The 16,458-nt window shown below is 67.6% G+C and carries 14 protein-coding genes; 5 read left to right on the top strand and 9 right to left on the bottom strand.

Annotated features, from left to right (window positions below):
* Positions 1-192 (top strand): ATP-dependent helicase HrpA (locus D187_RS57330; protein ID WP_245592030.1); only part of this gene is annotated, 192 nt, incomplete at its 5' end.
* Positions 193-455: 263 nt separating this feature from the next.
* Here the strand turns inward: D187_RS57330 and D187_RS49135 are convergent.
* From D187_RS49135 to D187_RS56655, 6 genes are all read right to left on the bottom strand, one after another.
* Complete coding sequence (locus D187_RS49135; protein ID WP_051256874.1) at positions 456-914, bottom strand: hypothetical protein; 459 nt, start codon at positions 912-914, stop codon at positions 456-458.
* A 22-nt stretch (positions 915-936) separates the two neighbouring features.
* Entirely contained in the window at positions 937-5,274 is a 4,338-nt protein-coding gene (locus tag D187_RS51555; protein ID WP_051256873.1) for a carbohydrate-binding protein, read from the bottom strand.
* Between the two features lie 183 nt (positions 5,275-5,457).
* The gene (locus D187_RS56660) at positions 5,458-5,643 is read right to left on the bottom strand and encodes a carbohydrate-binding protein (protein ID WP_002632046.1); all 186 of its coding nucleotides are present in this window, start codon (positions 5,641-5,643) and stop codon (positions 5,458-5,460) included.
* 721 nt (positions 5,644-6,364) lie between these two features.
* Positions 6,365-7,231 carry a serine protease gene (locus tag D187_RS59490; protein WP_076606366.1) on the bottom strand — a complete coding sequence of 289 codons (867 nt, stop codon included), beginning with the start codon at positions 7,229-7,231 and terminating at the stop codon, positions 6,365-6,367.
* Between the two features lie 49 nt (positions 7,232-7,280).
* The gene (locus tag D187_RS56275; protein WP_155894110.1) at positions 7,281-7,619 is read right to left on the bottom strand and encodes a hypothetical protein; all 339 of its coding nucleotides are present in this window, start codon (positions 7,617-7,619) and stop codon (positions 7,281-7,283) included.
* A 922-nt stretch (positions 7,620-8,541) separates the two neighbouring features.
* On the bottom strand, positions 8,542-8,967 hold the full coding sequence (locus D187_RS56655; protein ID WP_002632043.1) for a hypothetical protein: 426 nt from the start codon (positions 8,965-8,967) through the stop codon (positions 8,542-8,544).
* Between the two features lie 489 nt (positions 8,968-9,456).
* Here D187_RS56655 and D187_RS56270 point away from each other — a divergent pair, with 489 nt between their 5' ends.
* The 3 genes from D187_RS56270 to D187_RS49110 all read left to right on the top strand — a co-directional run bounded on the left by D187_RS56270 (position 9,457) and on the right by D187_RS49110 (position 11,952).
* Positions 9,457-10,377, top strand: a complete 921-nt coding sequence (locus tag D187_RS56270; RefSeq protein ID WP_155894109.1) for a hypothetical protein — start codon at positions 9,457-9,459, stop codon at positions 10,375-10,377.
* Between the two features lie 167 nt (positions 10,378-10,544).
* Positions 10,545-10,820: a hypothetical protein gene (locus D187_RS49115; protein ID WP_076606370.1), complete on the top strand. Its 276-nt coding sequence runs from the start codon at positions 10,545-10,547 to the stop codon at positions 10,818-10,820.
* A gap of 349 nt (positions 10,821-11,169) precedes the next feature.
* A complete protein-coding gene (locus D187_RS49110; protein ID WP_002632041.1) occupies positions 11,170-11,952 on the top strand; it encodes a hypothetical protein in 783 nt (260 codons plus the stop codon).
* Positions 11,953-12,095: 143 nt separating this feature from the next.
* On the opposite strand, the gene D187_RS49105 is transcribed toward D187_RS49110, so the two are convergent.
* The 3 genes from D187_RS49105 to D187_RS49095 all read right to left on the bottom strand — a co-directional run bounded on the left by D187_RS49105 (position 12,096) and on the right by D187_RS49095 (position 15,394).
* A complete protein-coding gene (locus D187_RS49105; RefSeq protein WP_020918799.1) occupies positions 12,096-13,094 on the bottom strand; it encodes a hypothetical protein in 999 nt (332 codons plus the stop codon).
* A 279-nt stretch (positions 13,095-13,373) separates the two neighbouring features.
* A complete protein-coding gene (locus D187_RS49100; protein WP_002632039.1) occupies positions 13,374-14,051 on the bottom strand; it encodes a tetratricopeptide repeat protein in 678 nt (225 codons plus the stop codon).
* Positions 14,052-14,635: 584 nt separating this feature from the next.
* The gene (locus D187_RS49095; RefSeq protein WP_002632038.1) at positions 14,636-15,394 is read right to left on the bottom strand and encodes an SDR family oxidoreductase; all 759 of its coding nucleotides are present in this window, start codon (positions 15,392-15,394) and stop codon (positions 14,636-14,638) included.
* A 100-nt stretch (positions 15,395-15,494) separates the two neighbouring features.
* Between D187_RS49095 and D187_RS49090 the strand changes: the two genes are divergently transcribed.
* A complete protein-coding gene (locus D187_RS49090; RefSeq protein ID WP_002632037.1) occupies positions 15,495-16,403 on the top strand; it encodes a helix-turn-helix transcriptional regulator in 909 nt (302 codons plus the stop codon).
* Positions 16,404-16,458: the final 55 nt, after the last annotated feature.

The following is a 16,458-nucleotide window of genomic DNA, read 5'->3' as shown; positions in this document are numbered from 1 at the left end:
GTGGCGCTTGAGGCAGAGACCAGGAAGGAAGCGAGGAGGGAGAGGACGGCGCGAGTGGACTGGGCAGAACGACTGCGCAGGAGATTCGCGGTGGAAGTGTTCGCCAGAGAGAGGAGTGGAGGCAGGCGGCGGGTGTTGGCGGAGGTGAAGGGAGCAGCAGGGGAGAGAGCGATGGTGGAGCACCTGGGGTAGCCCCCGGCGAGTGCGCACCTGGCCCCTGCGCGAGGGCGGCCCCAGAGCGCGGGGTGTTGAAGCTCGAGCCGCCACAGCCAGCAAAGAGAGCCAGGCCCCTGCCGCGCCCCTCCTGGGAAGGGGGCTGGGCTGGGCTGGCGTGTGTCTGCTGGAGATGAAAAGCTTCTGCGCCGGCCCGGCGTGCGGCTCATGGGCTCCCCGTCCGCGTCCCTCATCTCCCGCTCTGCTCCCGCCCGCTACGCCCAAGAGGGCTCCTGTCCTTCCTATGCTCCGGCGAGTGCGTGCAGCAGCGGTGCCGGCAGTGCCGACGGGGCGAGGGCCTCGACGAGCAGCGTCGCGTAGCGCTCCTTGCGCCCGCCCTGGCTGCCGAAGAACCGGTGCAGCTGCTGGGGGAGCGGGCGCCCGCGCTGCGCCGGCTGGGCCTGCAGCCTGCGCGGCGACGCCGCTTCCCCGGCTGCCGCGACGACGTCGAGGACCGCGGCCGGACCGAGGGCGCGGATGAGCTCGTCCTCGAGGTCGCTCTCGCACACGCCGAAGCCGAGCGCCTCGAGCGCCCGCCGGTCCGGGCACGGGCCGAGGCCGGCGCGCTCGATGCCGCGGCAGTAGTCCCCTGCCTCGGCCTGGTCGCAGAGCCCCGAGAGCCGCAGGCCGGCGCCGGAGGGCCCGAGCAGGTCGAGGAAGGATCGGATGCCCATCGCCCCGCCCATGGGCACGACCACCACCCCCGCGGCCCGCCCGTCCTGCTCAGGACGCCGAGCGCGGCTGCACGGTGAGGCTGTCGATGTTGACGTTGCCGCTGTCCTCGGGCCCGTACGCGTACGACACCGTGGTCACTCCCGCGGGCAGCGCCACCCGCACCGTCTGCAGGCCCCAGGTGTCCCAGCCGCCGGTGGACGGCAGCGTGACCTGCTGTGCCGGCGCTGCGCCCACGGTGAGGGTCAGTGCCTTGTCCGACCCCGTCCCGTTGGCGTAGCGCAGGGAGAGCTCGTACGTGCCCGCCTGGGCGGCCTCGACCTGGAACCCGACGGCGGCGCCCTTCCGGTCGAAGCACGCGGCGAAGGAACTGCCGGTGTAGCCCCCGTGGTCGGTGGCCGTGCACGCCCCGCCGCCGAGCACGGCGTCCTCGGCCTCCAGGGTCCGGTCCAGCAGCGGCTCGACCAGCGCGAGCAGGACCGAGCGGGCGTGCGTGCTGACATTGCTCGGCTTCGCCGCCGCCAGCACGCCGCGCACGGACCAGAGCGCCGCGCGGACCTGCGCGGAGTCCCCTGCCTGCTGGGCTGCCGTGGCCGAGGCCAGCTGCGCCTGCAGGTCGCGGGCCGTGGCCGAGGCCACCTCCCCGCTGCGGGTCAGGGCGGCGAGCTCGTGCACGACCGCGTCCAGCCCGGCCGGCGAGTGCAGCCACTGGAAGAGCAGGTCCTCCAGCTGCGCCTGGGCGGTCCCGTCGAGCTCGCTCTCCGGCGCGGTGTCGACCGCGGTCCGCACGGCCCGCAGGCGCTGCAGCGTCGTCGCGGCATCGCCTGCTGCGTCGGCGGTCCTCGCCGCGGCGAGCAGCTCGTGCAGGCTCCGGGCGGTGCCCGCGGCCACATGCCCGGAGGCGGCCAGCCGGTCGACGGCGGCGTCGATGCGTGCCAGCGCCACCCGGGGCTGCACGGGTGCCGAGGCGACCGAGGCAGCCCCGTCGCCGAGGCGGTTGTGGGCGGTGACGACGAACGTGTAGGCGACGCCGTTCACCAGCCCGGGCACCACCGCCGACGTCGACGCGTCCCTCGTGGTCACCGACGCCGCCGCCGAGCCGCCGACGTACGCGGTGACGGTGGAGTGGTCGACCGGCTCGGCGCCGTCCCACTGCGGTGCGGTCCACGAGACCGTCGCCTGCCCGTCACCGGGGACGCCGGTCACACCGGTCGGTGCGTCGGGCACCGAGGTGTCGTTGACCTCGAGGCTCGCGACCTTGGGCGTGACGCCGGACGCCGCCGTGTAGCGGACGTAGCGCGCGGTCGTGGGTGCCGTGACGACGCTGCTGGTGGCGTCGTCGGCGGTGCCCACCGTGCCCAGGGGCGTCCACGTGCTGCCGTCGGCGGAGACAGCGAGGTTGTACGCGGTGGTGCGCCCCGTGGCCGAGACCACGCGCACCCGGCGGACCGTCCTCGCGCTGCCGAGGTCGACGGTCAACGACGCCCCGGCGGTCGTCGGTCGCCACTGCGTGGTCACGCTGCCGTCGACCGCTGCCACCGCGGGGAAGCTGGCGTCGGCGGAGCTCGCGGACACCGCGGCGCAGCGGGCGGTGTCGAAGGTGGGCTCGAGGTCCGGCCGGCGGGTCGGGACCGTCAGCGAGCCGCCCGTCTGGACGGTGCGCGCCGCGGCACCGGCGACGGAGACGGGCAGCGGAGCCCCCGATACCAGCGTGACGGTGGTCGTCCTCGGCCCGACGCTCACGTCGAACCGGCGTCCCTGCCAGGCGAGCCCGGTCAGCTCGAGCCCCGGCAGCTGCGGCGGCAGCATCGGGTCCAGCCGCAGGGCGTCGGCATCCCAGCGCAGGCCGGGGAACCCGTACAGGAACTCCTGCAGGAACCCGCCCGCGCCCGTGGTGAAGGTGAAGGCGCCCCCGCCGCGGGTCTCGCTGAACTGGTCGAACGGTGCCCGCATGAACGGGTCCACGCTGCGCTTGAGGAACGTGTACGAGGCGCAGCCCGGCGTCCCCAGCTCGGCGGTGTCGATCGCGTGGATCGCGTCCGTCATCGACGGACCGCCGATGTCGGTGCGCCCCACGTAGTAGTCGAGGTTGGCCTGCGCGACCGACTTCGGCATCGGGTAGCCCCAGGGGTACTGCAGCATGACCACGTCGGCCTGCTTGATGGTCTGCCCGCGGTAGCCGTCGTACTCCGGGTGGATGCCGAGCGCGGAGTCGAAGGGCACGACGATGCCGTCGGCGACGGTGGACCAGCGCGCGTCGGGCGTCCGGCCCAGGGTCTTCGCGGCGGCGGTCGCGATGCGCAGCGTGGAGGCGGCCGCGACGTTGGTGTAGACGTTGTCGTCGACGCGCACCGCGTACTCGTCCGGCGCGATCACGTCGTCGATGTGGTAGCTGCCGTCGTCGGCGCGGGTGGCGCGGCTGGCCCAGAAGTCCGCAGCGGCCTCGAGGACCGGCCAGGCCTTGTCGGCGAGCCACTGCTCGTCGCCGGTCGCCTGGTAGTACTGCCACTGGGCCAGGGCGACGTCGGCCGTCACGTGGATCTCGTACTTGCCGGTGTCGGCCCACGTCGGCGTCTGCTCGTCACCGGTCGAGGCGCTCTCCCACGGGAAGCGCGCGCCCTGCCAGCCGCCTGCCGCCGCGTACGCCTCGGCCCCCGGCAGCAGCCGCTGCCGGTACGCGGTGGCACCCTCCGCGATGTCCGGGTGTTGGGCGAGCAGCGCGGGGTACATCCAGGTCTCCATGTCCCAGAACACGTGGCCGGAGTAGCCGTCGGAGGACAGGCCTCCCGGCGAGGTGCTCCAGTCGACGCCGGACCGGACGCTCTCGAGCAGGTAGAACATGCTGGCGCGGGCCTGCAGCGTCAGGGCGTCGTCGCCGGGGACGCGGATGTCGGAGGCCCAGAGGTCGGCCCACGCCGCCTCGTGGCCGCGCAGCAGCGAGTCCCAGCCGGCGGTGGCGGCGTCGCCGGACGCCTGGGCCGCGGCCGCCACGGGCGCCAGCCCGTCGACGCGGTCGGTGTCGACGCTGGTCGCGATCCCCACGTACTTCGTGACGGTGTACGTGCTCCCGTCGCGCACCTCGAAGCGGGCCCACTGCGCGGCGCTCGAGCTCGCGAGCCCGTCGACGAGCGCGGTCGGGGTGACCGCATCCCCGACGCGGAGGGTGGACACGAGGCCTGCCACCGCTCCGGTGCCCTCGGCCGTCACGGTCTCCCGCAGCTGGCCGCGGGCGGGGTCGAGCCCCGTCCCGGAGACCGCCGCCGCGTGGACCGCCCGCCCGTCGAAGGCGTCGGTGACGCTCGCGGTCCCGCTCCAGTGCGGCCGCACGGTGAGGCGCACGGCTCCCACGTGCGCCCGCGCCCGGTCGGCGACGACGTCGTAGCGCAGGTCGGTGGCGCGGCCGGCGGGGGAGGTCCAGGTCAGCGAGGTCGTGAGGACGCCGCGCCACAGGTCCAGGGTCTGCCGGTAGTTGCTGGTCGTGCCGCTGCCAGGGGCAGGAGCAGGTGTGCCGTCGGTGGTGAGGGCGAGGGAGTCGACGTTGACCATGCACCCGTCGCCGGCCTCGCAGGACAGCGCGACAGTGTCGGTCCCCGCGCTCAGCGGGACCTGCACGGTCGCGGTGGACCAGCTGTCCCAGCCGTCGGTCGGCGGCAGCGCCACCGTGCCCTGCTTCGTGCCGCCCACCCACACGCTGAGGCTGCGCGTACGCACCCCGCCCCCGCCGTCGCTGTTGGCGTAGCGCACCCACAGGGTCGAGGTTCCGGTCGTCGGCACGTCGGTGACCCGCAGCGTCATGCGCGCGCCGATGACCGGGTGGCCCTGGTCGCCGTAGCCGGCGACGAACGCGCCGCCCGAGGCGCCGGAGTGGTCGGTCGCGCGGGTCGCGCCGCCCGCGAGCTCCCCGCTCTCGGCCTCGCAGACCAGGCCGTAGCGGCACAGGGCCGCGTCCGGGCCGCCGCCGTAGCTGCCGCTGCCGTCGGAGAAGCCGAGCGAGGTCCACATGGGCAGGCTGGCCCGGATCTCGACGTCGCCCCGCGGGTGGGCGTAGAACCCGGCCACCTGCGCCTGGGTGGGGACCGGCGCGCTGGACCAGCCGGCACCCTCGGCCGGTACGCGCGCCGCGAGGTAGCCGTTGCCGACGAACGTGGGGGAGTAGTCGCGGGTCGGGTCCGTGGTGCTCAGGGTCCACGCCGAGTCGGTCGGGCCGGTCGGGCCGGTCGGGTCGGTCGGGCCGGTCGGGTCGGTCGGGTCCGCGGCGTCAGCCGCGTCCGCGGGCCGGCATGCGGCGAGGGGGGCGACGAGGGCCGCGACGCCCACGGCGACGAGAAGCCTGCGGGCGCCGGCTCGGGAGCGTCGCGGTGCCGTGGGGCGTGGCGGTTCGAAGCGCATCGGTCGGCCTCCTGAGCCGTCGTGGGTCAAGGTCGCGGGAGTCGTGGGTGGTGCGGGCCTACACCGCTGCCCTTGCGGGCGCGGGTGCAGGGGCTGTGCAGGCCCCGAGCAGAGCACCCCGGCCTGCGGTTGGCAACGTTGTCAGGCAGCGGAGGAGCCTGTCGGGCAGGGGGCCCGCGCCGGTCAGCCGACCGGGTGCGGGCGCACCGTGAGGCTGTCGATGTTCACGTTGCCGCTGTCGGCGGCCCCGAAGGTCACCGCGACGGTGCCGGCGCCCGCCCGCGGCGGCGTCGCCGTGGCGCTGAGGCCCCAGGCGTCCCAGCTGCCCGTCGGGCTCAGGGCGACCTGGCGGGCCGCGCCGCCGCCCACCGACAGCCGGCACGACGCACCTGCTCTTCACAGGGCTGGAACTGTGACGGCGTGTGGCGTCCCTGGTGCCTCCGCCTCGGACAAACCTCACGAGATTTCACGGCGTCTTCGCTCCAGGTGCGCAACTGCGGCCATTTCTGGTCCCCCAAGCAGGAGAGAAGGCGAGAGTGGCGCTTGAGGCAGAGACCAGGAAGGAACCGAGGAGGGAGAGGACGCCGCGAGTGGACTGGGCAGAACGACTGCGCAGGACATTCGCGGTGGAAGTGTTCGCCAGAGAGAGGAGTGGAGGCAAGCGGCGGGTGTTGGCGGAGGTGAAGGGAGCAGCAGGGGTGAGAGCGATTGTGGAGCACCTGGGTAGCCCCCGGCGAGTGCGCACGTGGCCCCTGCGCGAGGGCCGCCCCAGAGCGCGTGGTGTTGAAGCGCAAGCCGCCACAGCCAGCCAAGAGAGCCAGGCCCCTGCCGCGCCCCTCCTGGGAAGGCGGCTGGGCTGGGCTGGGGTGTGTCTGCTGGAGATGAAAAGCTTCTGCGCCGGCCCGGCGTGCGGCTCATGGGCTCCCCGTCCGCGTCCCTCACCTCCCGCTCTGCTCCCGCCCGCTACGCCCAAGAGGGCTCCTGTCCTTCCTATGCTCACCTTAAAACTGTGGGAAGCGCAAGGGCTGCGCACAGCCATCCTCGGGAACGTAGTGTTCCCGCTGTGAGGCAAGGTCCAGCGTCGGGAAAGTCAATTTGACGTTACAGTCACAATGACTGCTGTAGAGCTGAACGTCCTGGCGTTGGTTACATGTTGGGTGATCCACTCGATGTAGCTGCTGACGCGCGCATAAACTCCCGGTAGTCCAGGGCGAGCGCACCCGAGCCCCCAACTCGTAACACCAGCGAGTTGAGGGGGCCCAAAAAGAAACGTAAGAGGTCCACCGCTGTCCCCCTGGCAAGTGTCCACGCCACCACCCTGATACCCCGCGCAAAGATTAGAGGGGAAAACCACTCCAATGCTTGGGTATGGGCTGTAGGCGTCCGCGCAACTGGAATTTGCAACGGCCGGCATTGCCGCAGCGAGCAGTGTTGCCGTGCTGCCACCATCCTCGACCGTGGCACCCCATCCGGCAACGTTGGTATTTACCAGAGCGGCACTTGTCGATTCAGCAAGAGGGATGCCGTAAGGAAATCCGGGGTCCAAGTTCAAAGAGACTGTCTCAACGCCAGAAACTGCCTGTGAGAGTTGAATGAGCGCAACATCATTCTCACCCGTGCTCGCGTTGTAACCTGGATGCACGACTCGCCTTGAAATATTCCGCGAGACAGCCGCTGATGCAATCGGGCCGACCCTGACCGTTGCAGGCTGGGGGCAATGTGCTGCAGTAAGCACCCAGTCTGGGGTGATCAAGGAGCCTCCGCATATGTGCGAATTGTTGCTGTTTCTGAGGGATACAATCCATGGCCACTGATGTGGATCTGCTGTTGTTCCTCCTGCGATTGGAAATGCGGACGACCTGTTCTCAGGTATTGTCTCTCCCGCCTCAAAGTCAGCGCAACTCGTGAACGCTGACCCGACAAACAAAGAAGCCAGCGTCAGGGATAAATTTCGCATAGCACCCCTCAATTGTGGCGGAGGCGAGCCACCCCACAGTGACCTTCAATTACCGGAGTTCAAGCCCGACAATGATAGGATATGTGCCGCCATCACAAGCGTCGCTCAATAGCACTTTGACTGGTCGCGATGCCAAGAGTGCCGAAACAGCAAACGTCGACATTTGCTTGATATTGTCCGCGCTTCCACCCAGTCTGTATTGGCTCATGTTCAGGCAGGGTCCACCAGTGGATGGGGGGGTGGTAAAAGTGAGAAAAATGCGCATGCCAATGCCAGTATCATTGGTTTCAATGGCCTTTATCTTTACTTCGCTGCTCCACCCGGCAGCATGCGCAGAGTTGCTCACGAAGAAGAGCGATGCACCAAGGATCAATGCTGCAGTCTTCATTCTTTCTCCTTCAGTTTTCTATGCTGGATGCATAGCTTCCCGGGCAGGCGTCCGAGCGCTCAAATTGGGATTGGTGTTTTGAGTGCTAGCCCATGTGGTACACGTAGGTTGCTCGGGTTGACTTGTTCTTACTCCTGCCTGCCGGTGTGTCGGCGCAGTTGCGCCGGCGACATGTTTCTTGTTGATGACGAAGCTTTTAGCTTCTGGCTGGCGAGATTATTACCAAGTGAAGTTGCGCCGCAAGTTTTCATCCCGCTCTCGGGTGCAACGTCGGACGTGGCGGCGGCAGTGGGCCTGATCCGTTTTTGTGGCTCTCCCGCACTTCATGTGCTTCACCCGCTGCGGGCAGGCAAGCTTCTCTCGTGCAGCCAGCTCCCTCAATCAGGTGCGGAGAAGGCAAGCGCGAGGCTTGAGGGAGCGGCCAGCAAGGAGCCGATGAAGGAGAAGACGCGAGTGGACTGGGCAGAGTTGCTCAAGAGGACGTTCGACTTCGACATGTTCGTCTGCGTGAGGTGTGGAGGCAGGCGGCGGGTGCTGGCGTACGTGAAGGGAGGGGGTGGAGTGCGAGCGATTCTGGAGCACCTGGGCCTGGCCACGGCAGGTGCGGGGCTGGCCCCGGCGCGAGGGCCCCGCCAAGGGCTCGTGGTGTTGAGGCTCAAGCCGCCCCAGCCAAGAGAGCCAGTCCCCTACCGCGCACCTCATGGGAGGGTGGCCTGGGCTGGGCAGGCATGTGTCTGCTGGAGATAAAGGGCTTGTGCGTCGGCCCCGCGTGCGGCTTATGGGCTCCTCGTCCGCGTCCCTCACCTCCCGCTCTGCTCCCGCCTACTACCCCAATAGCGCCCCTATCCTTCCATGCTCAGAGGCAGGGGCGCTCGCGATCGTGGTCATGCAGGGCAGAAGCGGCGTCCCGTCTCCCTCTCCGTCAGGAGGAGGCCGGCAGCGCGAGCTCCTTCACCCGCGCGTGCAGCGCGCCGGTGATGGTGCTGATCAGCTCGCCGAGGACCGCGTTGTGCGGCGAGGTCACCGCCATCCTCGACGCCTCGGCCAGGTCCTTCGTCGCGGCGGCGATGCCACCCAGGCCCATGAGGAAGGGGTCCACCTGGCCCTCGTCCTCGGCGTGCTCGTCGCTGTCCGGGCGAAGGAGGGGCGCGCCCCACTGGGTGAAGGTCCGGACCACGGAGAGCCAACCGGCGCGCACGAGCGGAGGGCAACTCTCGAAGCCGGGCAGCTCGACGCCGGTGATGGCCGAGCGTCCCGCGGTGGGGCAGCCATAAGCGCGGTAGGCCTGTTCCGCGCGCCGGAGCTCATGCGGCGACGCGGACTGGAGCAGAGACTCGGCCGCATGCACCAACTCGGGCGGGGCGTGTAGCGGGCGGGGAGGGAAGGGGGCGGTGACGACTCGGACATGGGCGCTCCAGGTACTGGTGAGGGCGTGACACGTCCGAAAAGGGGTGCGAAACGCGCCAGAAATGCACCGGTTTTGCCTATTTTAGACTCCCTCGCCCAACGGCGCCGTTAGTGGTTTCGGGCCTTTAGCGGCCGAGGTAAGCACCCAGAACCCGATTTTTCGGGGGGTCGTCCGACAGTTTCGGCTCCAGGTGCTGGTGGGGGAGCGTGGGGTAGCCGCGAGCACGAGATTGCACCGCGCCAAGCAATCGTAGTTTTGGCCCGGCGCGCGGTTTTTGGGGGTGGGGGTGTGCATGTGCGCCACACCCACCTGCATGCCGCTTCGGCAGTGCCTGATCCTCTTCTTTGACGGACATTGCCGATACGCGACACTTGGATGCGCGGGGTCGACGTGCCCGCTTTTTGACACGAATTGCCGTGGAGATACGTGGTGACACCGAAGGATCCGAACCCCGCCAAAGAGGACGCCGAGACGACAGCTTGGTTTGCGTCAGCTACAAGGGAGGTGGCAGATTTACTTCTCAATGGCGGCCTGTATCAGCGAGTTGAGCTAAAACCGCCACGACCCATAGCCGACCATGAGATGTTCCGGGTTCTTCCTCGGCGCATCCACATGGACTGTACGACGTGTGCAGAAGCGGGGCAGACCACATGGGCATTCCAGGTCACGCCGAGGTCCAGCCGTCTGGACATGCATGGCTACAAGTGCATGAGTTGTGACAGCAACTGGGTGACTTTCATGTTGTCCGTAGCAGCGGTCGAGTCAAAGTTGGTGGCGACGAAAATGCTTGATGGCGCTGTCGTGAGGAAGGAATACAGCGTCTCGTCCTACACTATTGAAAAGGTTGGCCAATACCCCCCATGGGAGATTCAGATCCCGCCACTACTGGGTCGGGCTTTCGGGAAGGAAGGGCGGAGTCTGTTCATCAAGGGTGCCTCCTCATTGCGGGCTGGCCGAGGAATTGGGGCGGTTGCCTATTTTCGCCGCATCATTGAGGACCACATAGACCGTATTATTGATATGGTATATGAAAGTGCAGTTGCCGCAGGCGATGCTGCGGCCGTTGAACAGCTTGCGAATGCCAAAAAGAACCTTTTTGCAACCGATCGCCTGAAGATTGCAGCGCAGCACACTCCTTCGCACCTCAAGCCAGGAAATCACAATCCGCTGGATGTGATGTATGGGGCGTTCAGCGAGGGGTTGCATAAATTGTCGGACAAGGAGTCCGCGGCTGTTGCCAAGAATCTTTCGGAGAGTATCGTCTATTTTTTCGAGATGTGGCAACAGAACAAGGAGCGCGCGGCGCAGTATGCACAGGTTATAACCAAGACGGCGACCGACTCTTCCTGAGTGTTGGTTTGGTATTACACCACCGCCTTGTTTGCACTTGACAGGCTTCGAGGCGATTCTGGCCGGAGTTGGTGGCCATGCGATGTTTGGCCCACCCCTTCTCGGCGAGTATGAGCGTCACCCCCGCCCCTTTCCTCACCGAGTCCCGACCCTCGCCGTGGCTCACCATGGCCGTGACCATCGTCGTCTCCTTGCTCGGCCTCGCCGTGCAGTGGGGCACGCTGGGCGCGGACCTACGCAACCTTGAGCGCCGCGCCACCGCTACCGAAGCCGAACTGGCGCGCGTGTCCTCCGTCCAGGTCACCGAGGCCACCCAGTTGGCACGCCTCGAGGCGCTTGTCGAGGCACGCTTCGATGGCATGGCCGCAGAACTCGGCCGGCTCGCCCGCGCAGTCGAGCGCCTCACCGACGCCCGCAGCGCCACAGCCCGCGACAGCCGTTGATGGCTGGTGGTGGCGGCCCCGCGTCTGAGGCGCCCCTTCCTGACTCCTGGGTGAGCATACCGCCCGCCCTGCCCAGGAGTCTCCGTGCACCGCCAGTCCCTGTCATCCCTTGCCGTCCTCTGCCTGCTGTCCCTCTCCGCGCAGGAAGGGTGTCAGACGATTCGTAGGCTGAGGAAGGATGTCCAGGAAGGGTGTGGAGACGCCTTCTCGGAGACTTCGCCGGACACCTTCCCCAGGAGTAGGCCCCCACCTGACGAACCGAGTACCTCCTGGAAGTCAGGCGCGGTCCATGCGAACACCGTGGCTCCTGGCCACCAGCAGGCGGGAAGGTCAGGGCGGAGGGGTACGCATGGACGAGGAGAAGAAGTCCGAAGCGAGCGGGGAGGAACCGGAGCGGTTGGGGCCGTACGTGATTCAGGAGCAGGTGCAGCAGTCCCATGACTGCCAGGAGGAGCTCTACCTGGCCACGCACGAGACGAGCGGGGCCACGGCCCTGGTGCGCAAGCACGCCGCCAAGGAGGACGCGGCAGCGCGCAAGGACTGGCGGGTACTCTTCGGCTCCTGGGCCTCGCGGGGCTACTCCGCCATGGAAGTGGAGCACACCGACTGGGCCAGGGCCCTGGACAGGCAGTCGGCGGAGTCGCTGCTGCTCACGTTGGAGAGTGTGCTCGAGGAAGTGCGGCGCATGGCCCGCGCCGTGTCCGACACCCACGAGCCCCGCCTCCGGTGGAGCCTGGGGTGGGGCATGGCGAGCGCCGCCATGGTGTGCGCCCTTCTCTTCGCGCTGGTGCGCCTGCCCTCGGAGTCCCAACCCCCGAGCGCCCCGCCCGCTTCTGGGAGCCACGAGGATCCCGCGGCGGGCGAAAATCCGGACATGCCCGCCCATGGCGTGCTTGTGGACGCCGCGGACGCGGGGCAATCCGTACTCGCCCGTCCGCTGCCGCGCGAGCCCTTCAAGGGACAGAAGCGCCCTCCCTGCCATCGCTACGCCGAGGTCGAGTTGGTCGGTGCCTGCTGGATGCCTCACGAGTTGAAGGCCCCGTGCCCGGACGTGCTCTACGAGCACCAGGGCAAGTGCTACTCGCCCGCCTTCAGCGCCGCCAAACCCCCGCCCTCGTCGCTCGGGCAGTGAGGAGCGCGGGGCCCCTGGCGCTCGGCAACCGGGTTCGCTCGTCCCTGCTCGCCCATCCGAGTTGGCTGACGCTCCGCCGAGGAGTGGTGGGCTTGCCCCAGGCCCGGCGGCACGGTGTGCGGCGGGCCGGGGGCGGACTCGGGCTACTGGATGGTGACGCCGCAGCGGTACGAGTCGGTAGACAGATCGCCCCAGTCCTTGGCGGTGACGAGGTTGAAGGCCTCACCGAAATAGCCGCGCGAATAGACCGGAACGCCGATGGGGTCGATCAGGTTGCCGAGGGCACAGCTGGTGCAGCCACCACTGGTGATGTCGTCCTCGTTGGGCAGGGTGAACTTCGAATTGATCAGCTCGCAGTGGTCCTGACCGTGCCCGGCGTAGTCGGCGATCTCGTAGTAGGTGCCCGTCTCGCTGCTGCTCATGTACAGCTTGTAGCGAGTGGACTCGCACAGCTCGGCGCCCACCCACTTGTTGTACTTGGGCACATAGCGCACGTAGCGGGCCCCCGAGCAGTAGCGCACGGAGCCATGGGTCTTGAAGGTATAGGTGCGCCACTCGGTCACCGGCACACCGCACTCGTACGCGTCGGTGGACAGATCGCCCCAGTCCTTGGCGGTGACGAGGTTGAAGGCCTCACCGAAATAGCCGCGCGAATAGACCGGAACGCCGATGGGGTCGATCAGGTTGCCGAGGGCACAGCTGGTGCAACCACCACTGGTGATGTCGTCGTCGTTGGGCAGGGTGAACTGCGTATTGACCAGCTCACAGTGGTCCTGACCGTGGCCGGAGTAGTCCGCCAACTGGTAGTAGGTGCCCGTCTGGCTGTCGCTCATGTACAGCTTGTAGCGGGTGTTGCTGCCACACAGGACCGCACCCACCCACTTGCTGTACTTGGACACGTAACGCACGTAGCGCGCCCCCGTGCAGGCGGTCTCGCTGCCGGCGCCAATCTTGAACTGGTAGGCGAACCAGCCGCCAGCCGTGCCAGCGGGCGTGAGCGCGCCACTCTCCGTGGCCAACTCCTCCGCGGGCAGCTGCTCCCCGCCAGTGGGAGACTCGACAACCCCTCCGCAACCGCTCAGGGCAAAGGCGGTCACCAGGGCAGCGGTCGTGAGGGTCCAACGGTTCGGCATCAATGGCATGACAGTCCTTCTCCTGCGAGTGCTCCAGGGAGCGTGTTCAGTTAGGTCCAACAGCGGAATAGAGGCAGAGGCTCGTCCGAACGGAAGACTCCAGCCAGATTCGGAATACGAGCAAGAGAAAACTAACATGTTTTGAACGGATTGAAAATGATTTCGAACGTGTGGAGCGGGGGCCGGAAGGAGCCACGCATTCCATGAACTGGTTTTGGAACATGAGAAAGCGAGAGCCTGCTAGGAGACGTGACCTGTTGGCTCTGTGTGAGCTCCGACGCCACCGCCTCAGTTGGAGCTCTGCTTGAGTTCAAGCTTTCCGCTGCGGATCGCGTCCATGAGCTTGTCCACGTTGCCGTCGCTGGGGTTGTGGCGCTTGTAGTCCGCGAGACTGTCCAGCGCCTTGGCCTTGTCCCCCAGCGCCAGGTAGCTCATGCCGCTAGCGTAGGCCGCTTCAGCCACGCCAGCCTTGAGCGCCTTGTCAAGATAGGGCAGCGCTTCCTTCGGCTTGCCTGTGCCGGCCAAGAAGGTGCCGTACATGTAGTTGCCCCGCGGGTGCGAGGGCTTGGCCGTGAGCAGCCTCTGGAAAATGGCGTTCGCCTTGTCAGCGGAGCCGGCGATGTCGAGGTTATGACCCATGCTGTTGAGGAAGCCGGCGCGCAGCAGCAGCTCGGGGTTCGGATTGGGGCCATTGATCAGAATGTCGAGCATGCCGGAGAGCACTTTGACGTCCTGCACCGCCCGTTGCCGATCCTGGGGCGTATCGAAGCGGGCCGGGTAGTTCTTCGCGTGGCTTGCCAGATCATTCAGCATCTGGTCGAGATAGACCGCATCCAGGCTGTGTCTCTTGCCAGCGGAAGTCTCCGCGGTCACAAGCATGCGCTTGGGATCGTAATTGCCGTACTCCTTGGCGAAGGCGCCGGAGCAGGTCAGCAGGATGGAGAGTGCAAGGAGGCCGGGGCGCATGGTTCGCCCAGTTCCGAGGGCGCGCCGCCACCAGGACCCCTGGGCGGTTGCTTCTGTCTTCGATTCCAAACGCAACTCCGTTCGCTCGGGGGCGCCCGTGAGGAGCGCCGGATGAACGGCGACACCCTATCGATCCCATCATAAACCGCATGAAACAAACAGGTCCGTCATCGATAAGTTGCCGTGTATGATTCAACTCCGGCGCCCCGAGGTCTTCGACCGGAGCGCCGGAGCCGTGCCCGCGCCTGCTGGGGACTATCGCCCCGACCCCCCCACGCGTTCAGAGACGCAATCGACGGGACCAAGGCGGGATCAGCCATGAGAAACGTAGCCTTGGATCCTAGGCGTCGTGCTCAAGGCAGACCGAGCGCCACCTTCCAGGAAGGGCTGCTGGGGTAACCGTATTGGGTGATGTGCCAGGGGCCACCCCAGCAGGCGTGGTGTTGAGCCTCGAGCAGTCACGCGGCCAAAGACGCCCACGCCCCTGCTGCCTCCCCCTGGGGGGCCAGCTCGTGGGGGCAGCGGGAATCGAACCCGCGCTGGGCACTCCCGGAGCGGGGCTGGCGGAGTTCCGTGGGAGCCTCTCAGTTCGACCTGGCCAACTCCACGGCGTCCGCGCCGGCGGGCTGGCGGATCGGGCACGACGGATCGTTCACCGCACGCCAGATCACCTCTGCCACGTCGAGCGACCGGGTGAACGGCCCCGAGTTCTGCCCCCTGGTTCTCTCGAAGACGCTCCGCGCGAAGTCGGAGTACGCCTCGGGCACGGCGACGCCCTGCTTCCTCATCTGAGCCTGTGCGTTTTGAGCAAAGGGCGTCTCCGGGGACTGCCCCGGGAGCACGAGGCTCACCCGCACATTGAAGGGCTGGAGCTCCAGCGCGAGCGACTCGGTGAACGCGTTGAGCGCCGCTTTGCTCGCGGTGTACACGGCAAGCATCGGGAGCGACTTCAGCGTCGTGCTGGACGAGACGTTCACGACGACACCCGCCTTCCGTTGCCTGAACTGAGGCAGGAACGCCTGGGTCACGGCCATCGCACCGAACGTGTTCGTTTCGAAGGTGGAGCGGATCGTTTCCATCGAGGTGCCCTCGAAGACACTCCGCAGGCCGACCCCCGCGTTGTTGACCAGCACGTCTATCGGTCCGGCGGCCTCCACCGTCCTGTGAATGCTCTGTGGGTCGGTGACGTCGAGCGCGAGCGCATGCAGATGCTCGGATCGGGACAACACGTCCTCACGCGGCGTGCGCATCGTGGCGATGACCTTCCAGCCGCGCTCGAGGAAGTAGCGGGCGGTTTCGAGGCCGAATCCAGACGAGCATCCGGTGATCAAGATCGTTTTCATGGTGCCTCCTATCGGTGGTGGTTTCTGTCCCAGACGATAGGGGGCGAGGGCCGGACGTGCTACAACAGGAAGTCCGCATCTCGTTGGTAGGAGTCCGGTCATGATCGATCCGCTCGCAGAAGTGGTCTCGCTGCTCCAGCCGGGCGCCCCGTTCTCGAAGCTGGTGCGCGGTGCGGGCCGGTGGCGCGTTCGGCGCGCGGAAGCCGGGAGGCCTTTCTACTGCGCCGTCCTCGAGGGGGCGCTCCGCCTTGCCGTCGATGGACGGGCGCCGATGATCCTCGAGAAGGGGGACTTCGTGTTGATCCCGTCGGCGTTCGACTTCACGGCGTCGAGCCTCGAACCGCCGCCGGGTAGACGCGACACCGCGCACGTCGTGTTGCCCGATGGCGAAGTCAGACATGGCGATCCGAGTGGTCCGCCTGATGTTCGAATGCTGGTGGGTTACTGCGTCTTCGCTTCCCCGGACGCGAGCTTGCTCGTCCCGCTCCTCCCGCAGCTCGTGCACGTTCGCGGCGAGCGGAGGCTCTCCACCCTCGTGGAACTCGTGAGCGAGGAGTCCCGCGAACGGCGGCCCGCGCGCGAGGTCATCCTCGCTCGCCTCCTCGAGGTTCTTCTCATCGAAGCCCTGCGCTCCACGGCGGGCACCGCGGCGTCGCCGGGCCTCCTGCGCGGACTCGCCGACGAGCGCCTTGCCGTCGCGATACGACGGATGCACGAGAGTCCGACCAAGGCGTGGACTGTCGCGCAGTTGGCGAAAGAGGCCGCGCTGTCCCGCTCGACGTTCTTCGAGCGATTCAGTCGCGCGGTGGGCGTCGCCCCGATGGAGTACCTGCTCGGCTGGCGCATGGCCTTGGCGAAGAACCTCCTGCGGCGCAAGGAAGTCACCGTCGCCGAGGTCGCGGAGCAAGTCGGCTACAGCTCCGCGAGCACCTTCAGCGTTGCCTTCACTCGCCACGTCGGACTTCCGCCAACGCACTACGCGCGGGAGCAGGTGGCTTCCGCACGATGACGTCTCCCGGGCTTCTCGTGGGGTGACCGTCCTGGTGGGCGATGCGCACGCGGAC

It is taken from the genome of Cystobacter fuscus DSM 2262 (assembly GCF_000335475.2).
Taxonomy (GTDB): Bacteria; Myxococcota; Myxococcia; order Myxococcales; family Myxococcaceae; genus Cystobacter; species Cystobacter fuscus.
This window is presented reverse-complemented; position numbering and strand designations above follow the sequence as displayed.

What these genes read in the sequence shown, in the direction of transcription:
- D187_RS51555 (WP_051256873.1), bottom strand. Translation starts at nt 5,274, where the DNA reads ATGCGCTTCGAACCGCCACGCCCCACGGCACCGCGACGCTCCCGAGCC.
- D187_RS59490 (WP_076606366.1), bottom strand. Translation starts at nt 7,231, where the DNA reads ATGCGAAATTTATCCCTGACGCTGGCTTCTTTGTTTGTCGGGTCAGCG.
- D187_RS56275 (WP_155894110.1), bottom strand. Translation starts at nt 7,619, where the DNA reads ATGAAGACTGCAGCATTGATCCTTGGTGCATCGCTCTTCTTCGTGAGC.
- D187_RS49115 (WP_076606370.1), top strand. Translation starts at nt 10,545, where the DNA reads ATGGCCGTGACCATCGTCGTCTCCTTGCTCGGCCTCGCCGTGCAGTGG.
- D187_RS49110 (WP_002632041.1), top strand. Translation starts at nt 11,170, where the DNA reads ATGGACGAGGAGAAGAAGTCCGAAGCGAGCGGGGAGGAACCGGAGCGG.
- D187_RS49105 (WP_020918799.1), bottom strand. Translation starts at nt 13,094, where the DNA reads ATGCCATTGATGCCGAACCGTTGGACCCTCACGACCGCTGCCCTGGTG.
- D187_RS49100 (WP_002632039.1), bottom strand. Translation starts at nt 14,051, where the DNA reads ATGCGCCCCGGCCTCCTTGCACTCTCCATCCTGCTGACCTGCTCCGGC.
- D187_RS49095 (WP_002632038.1), bottom strand. Translation starts at nt 15,394, where the DNA reads ATGAAAACGATCTTGATCACCGGATGCTCGTCTGGATTCGGCCTCGAA.
- D187_RS49090 (WP_002632037.1), top strand. Translation starts at nt 15,495, where the DNA reads ATGATCGATCCGCTCGCAGAAGTGGTCTCGCTGCTCCAGCCGGGCGCC.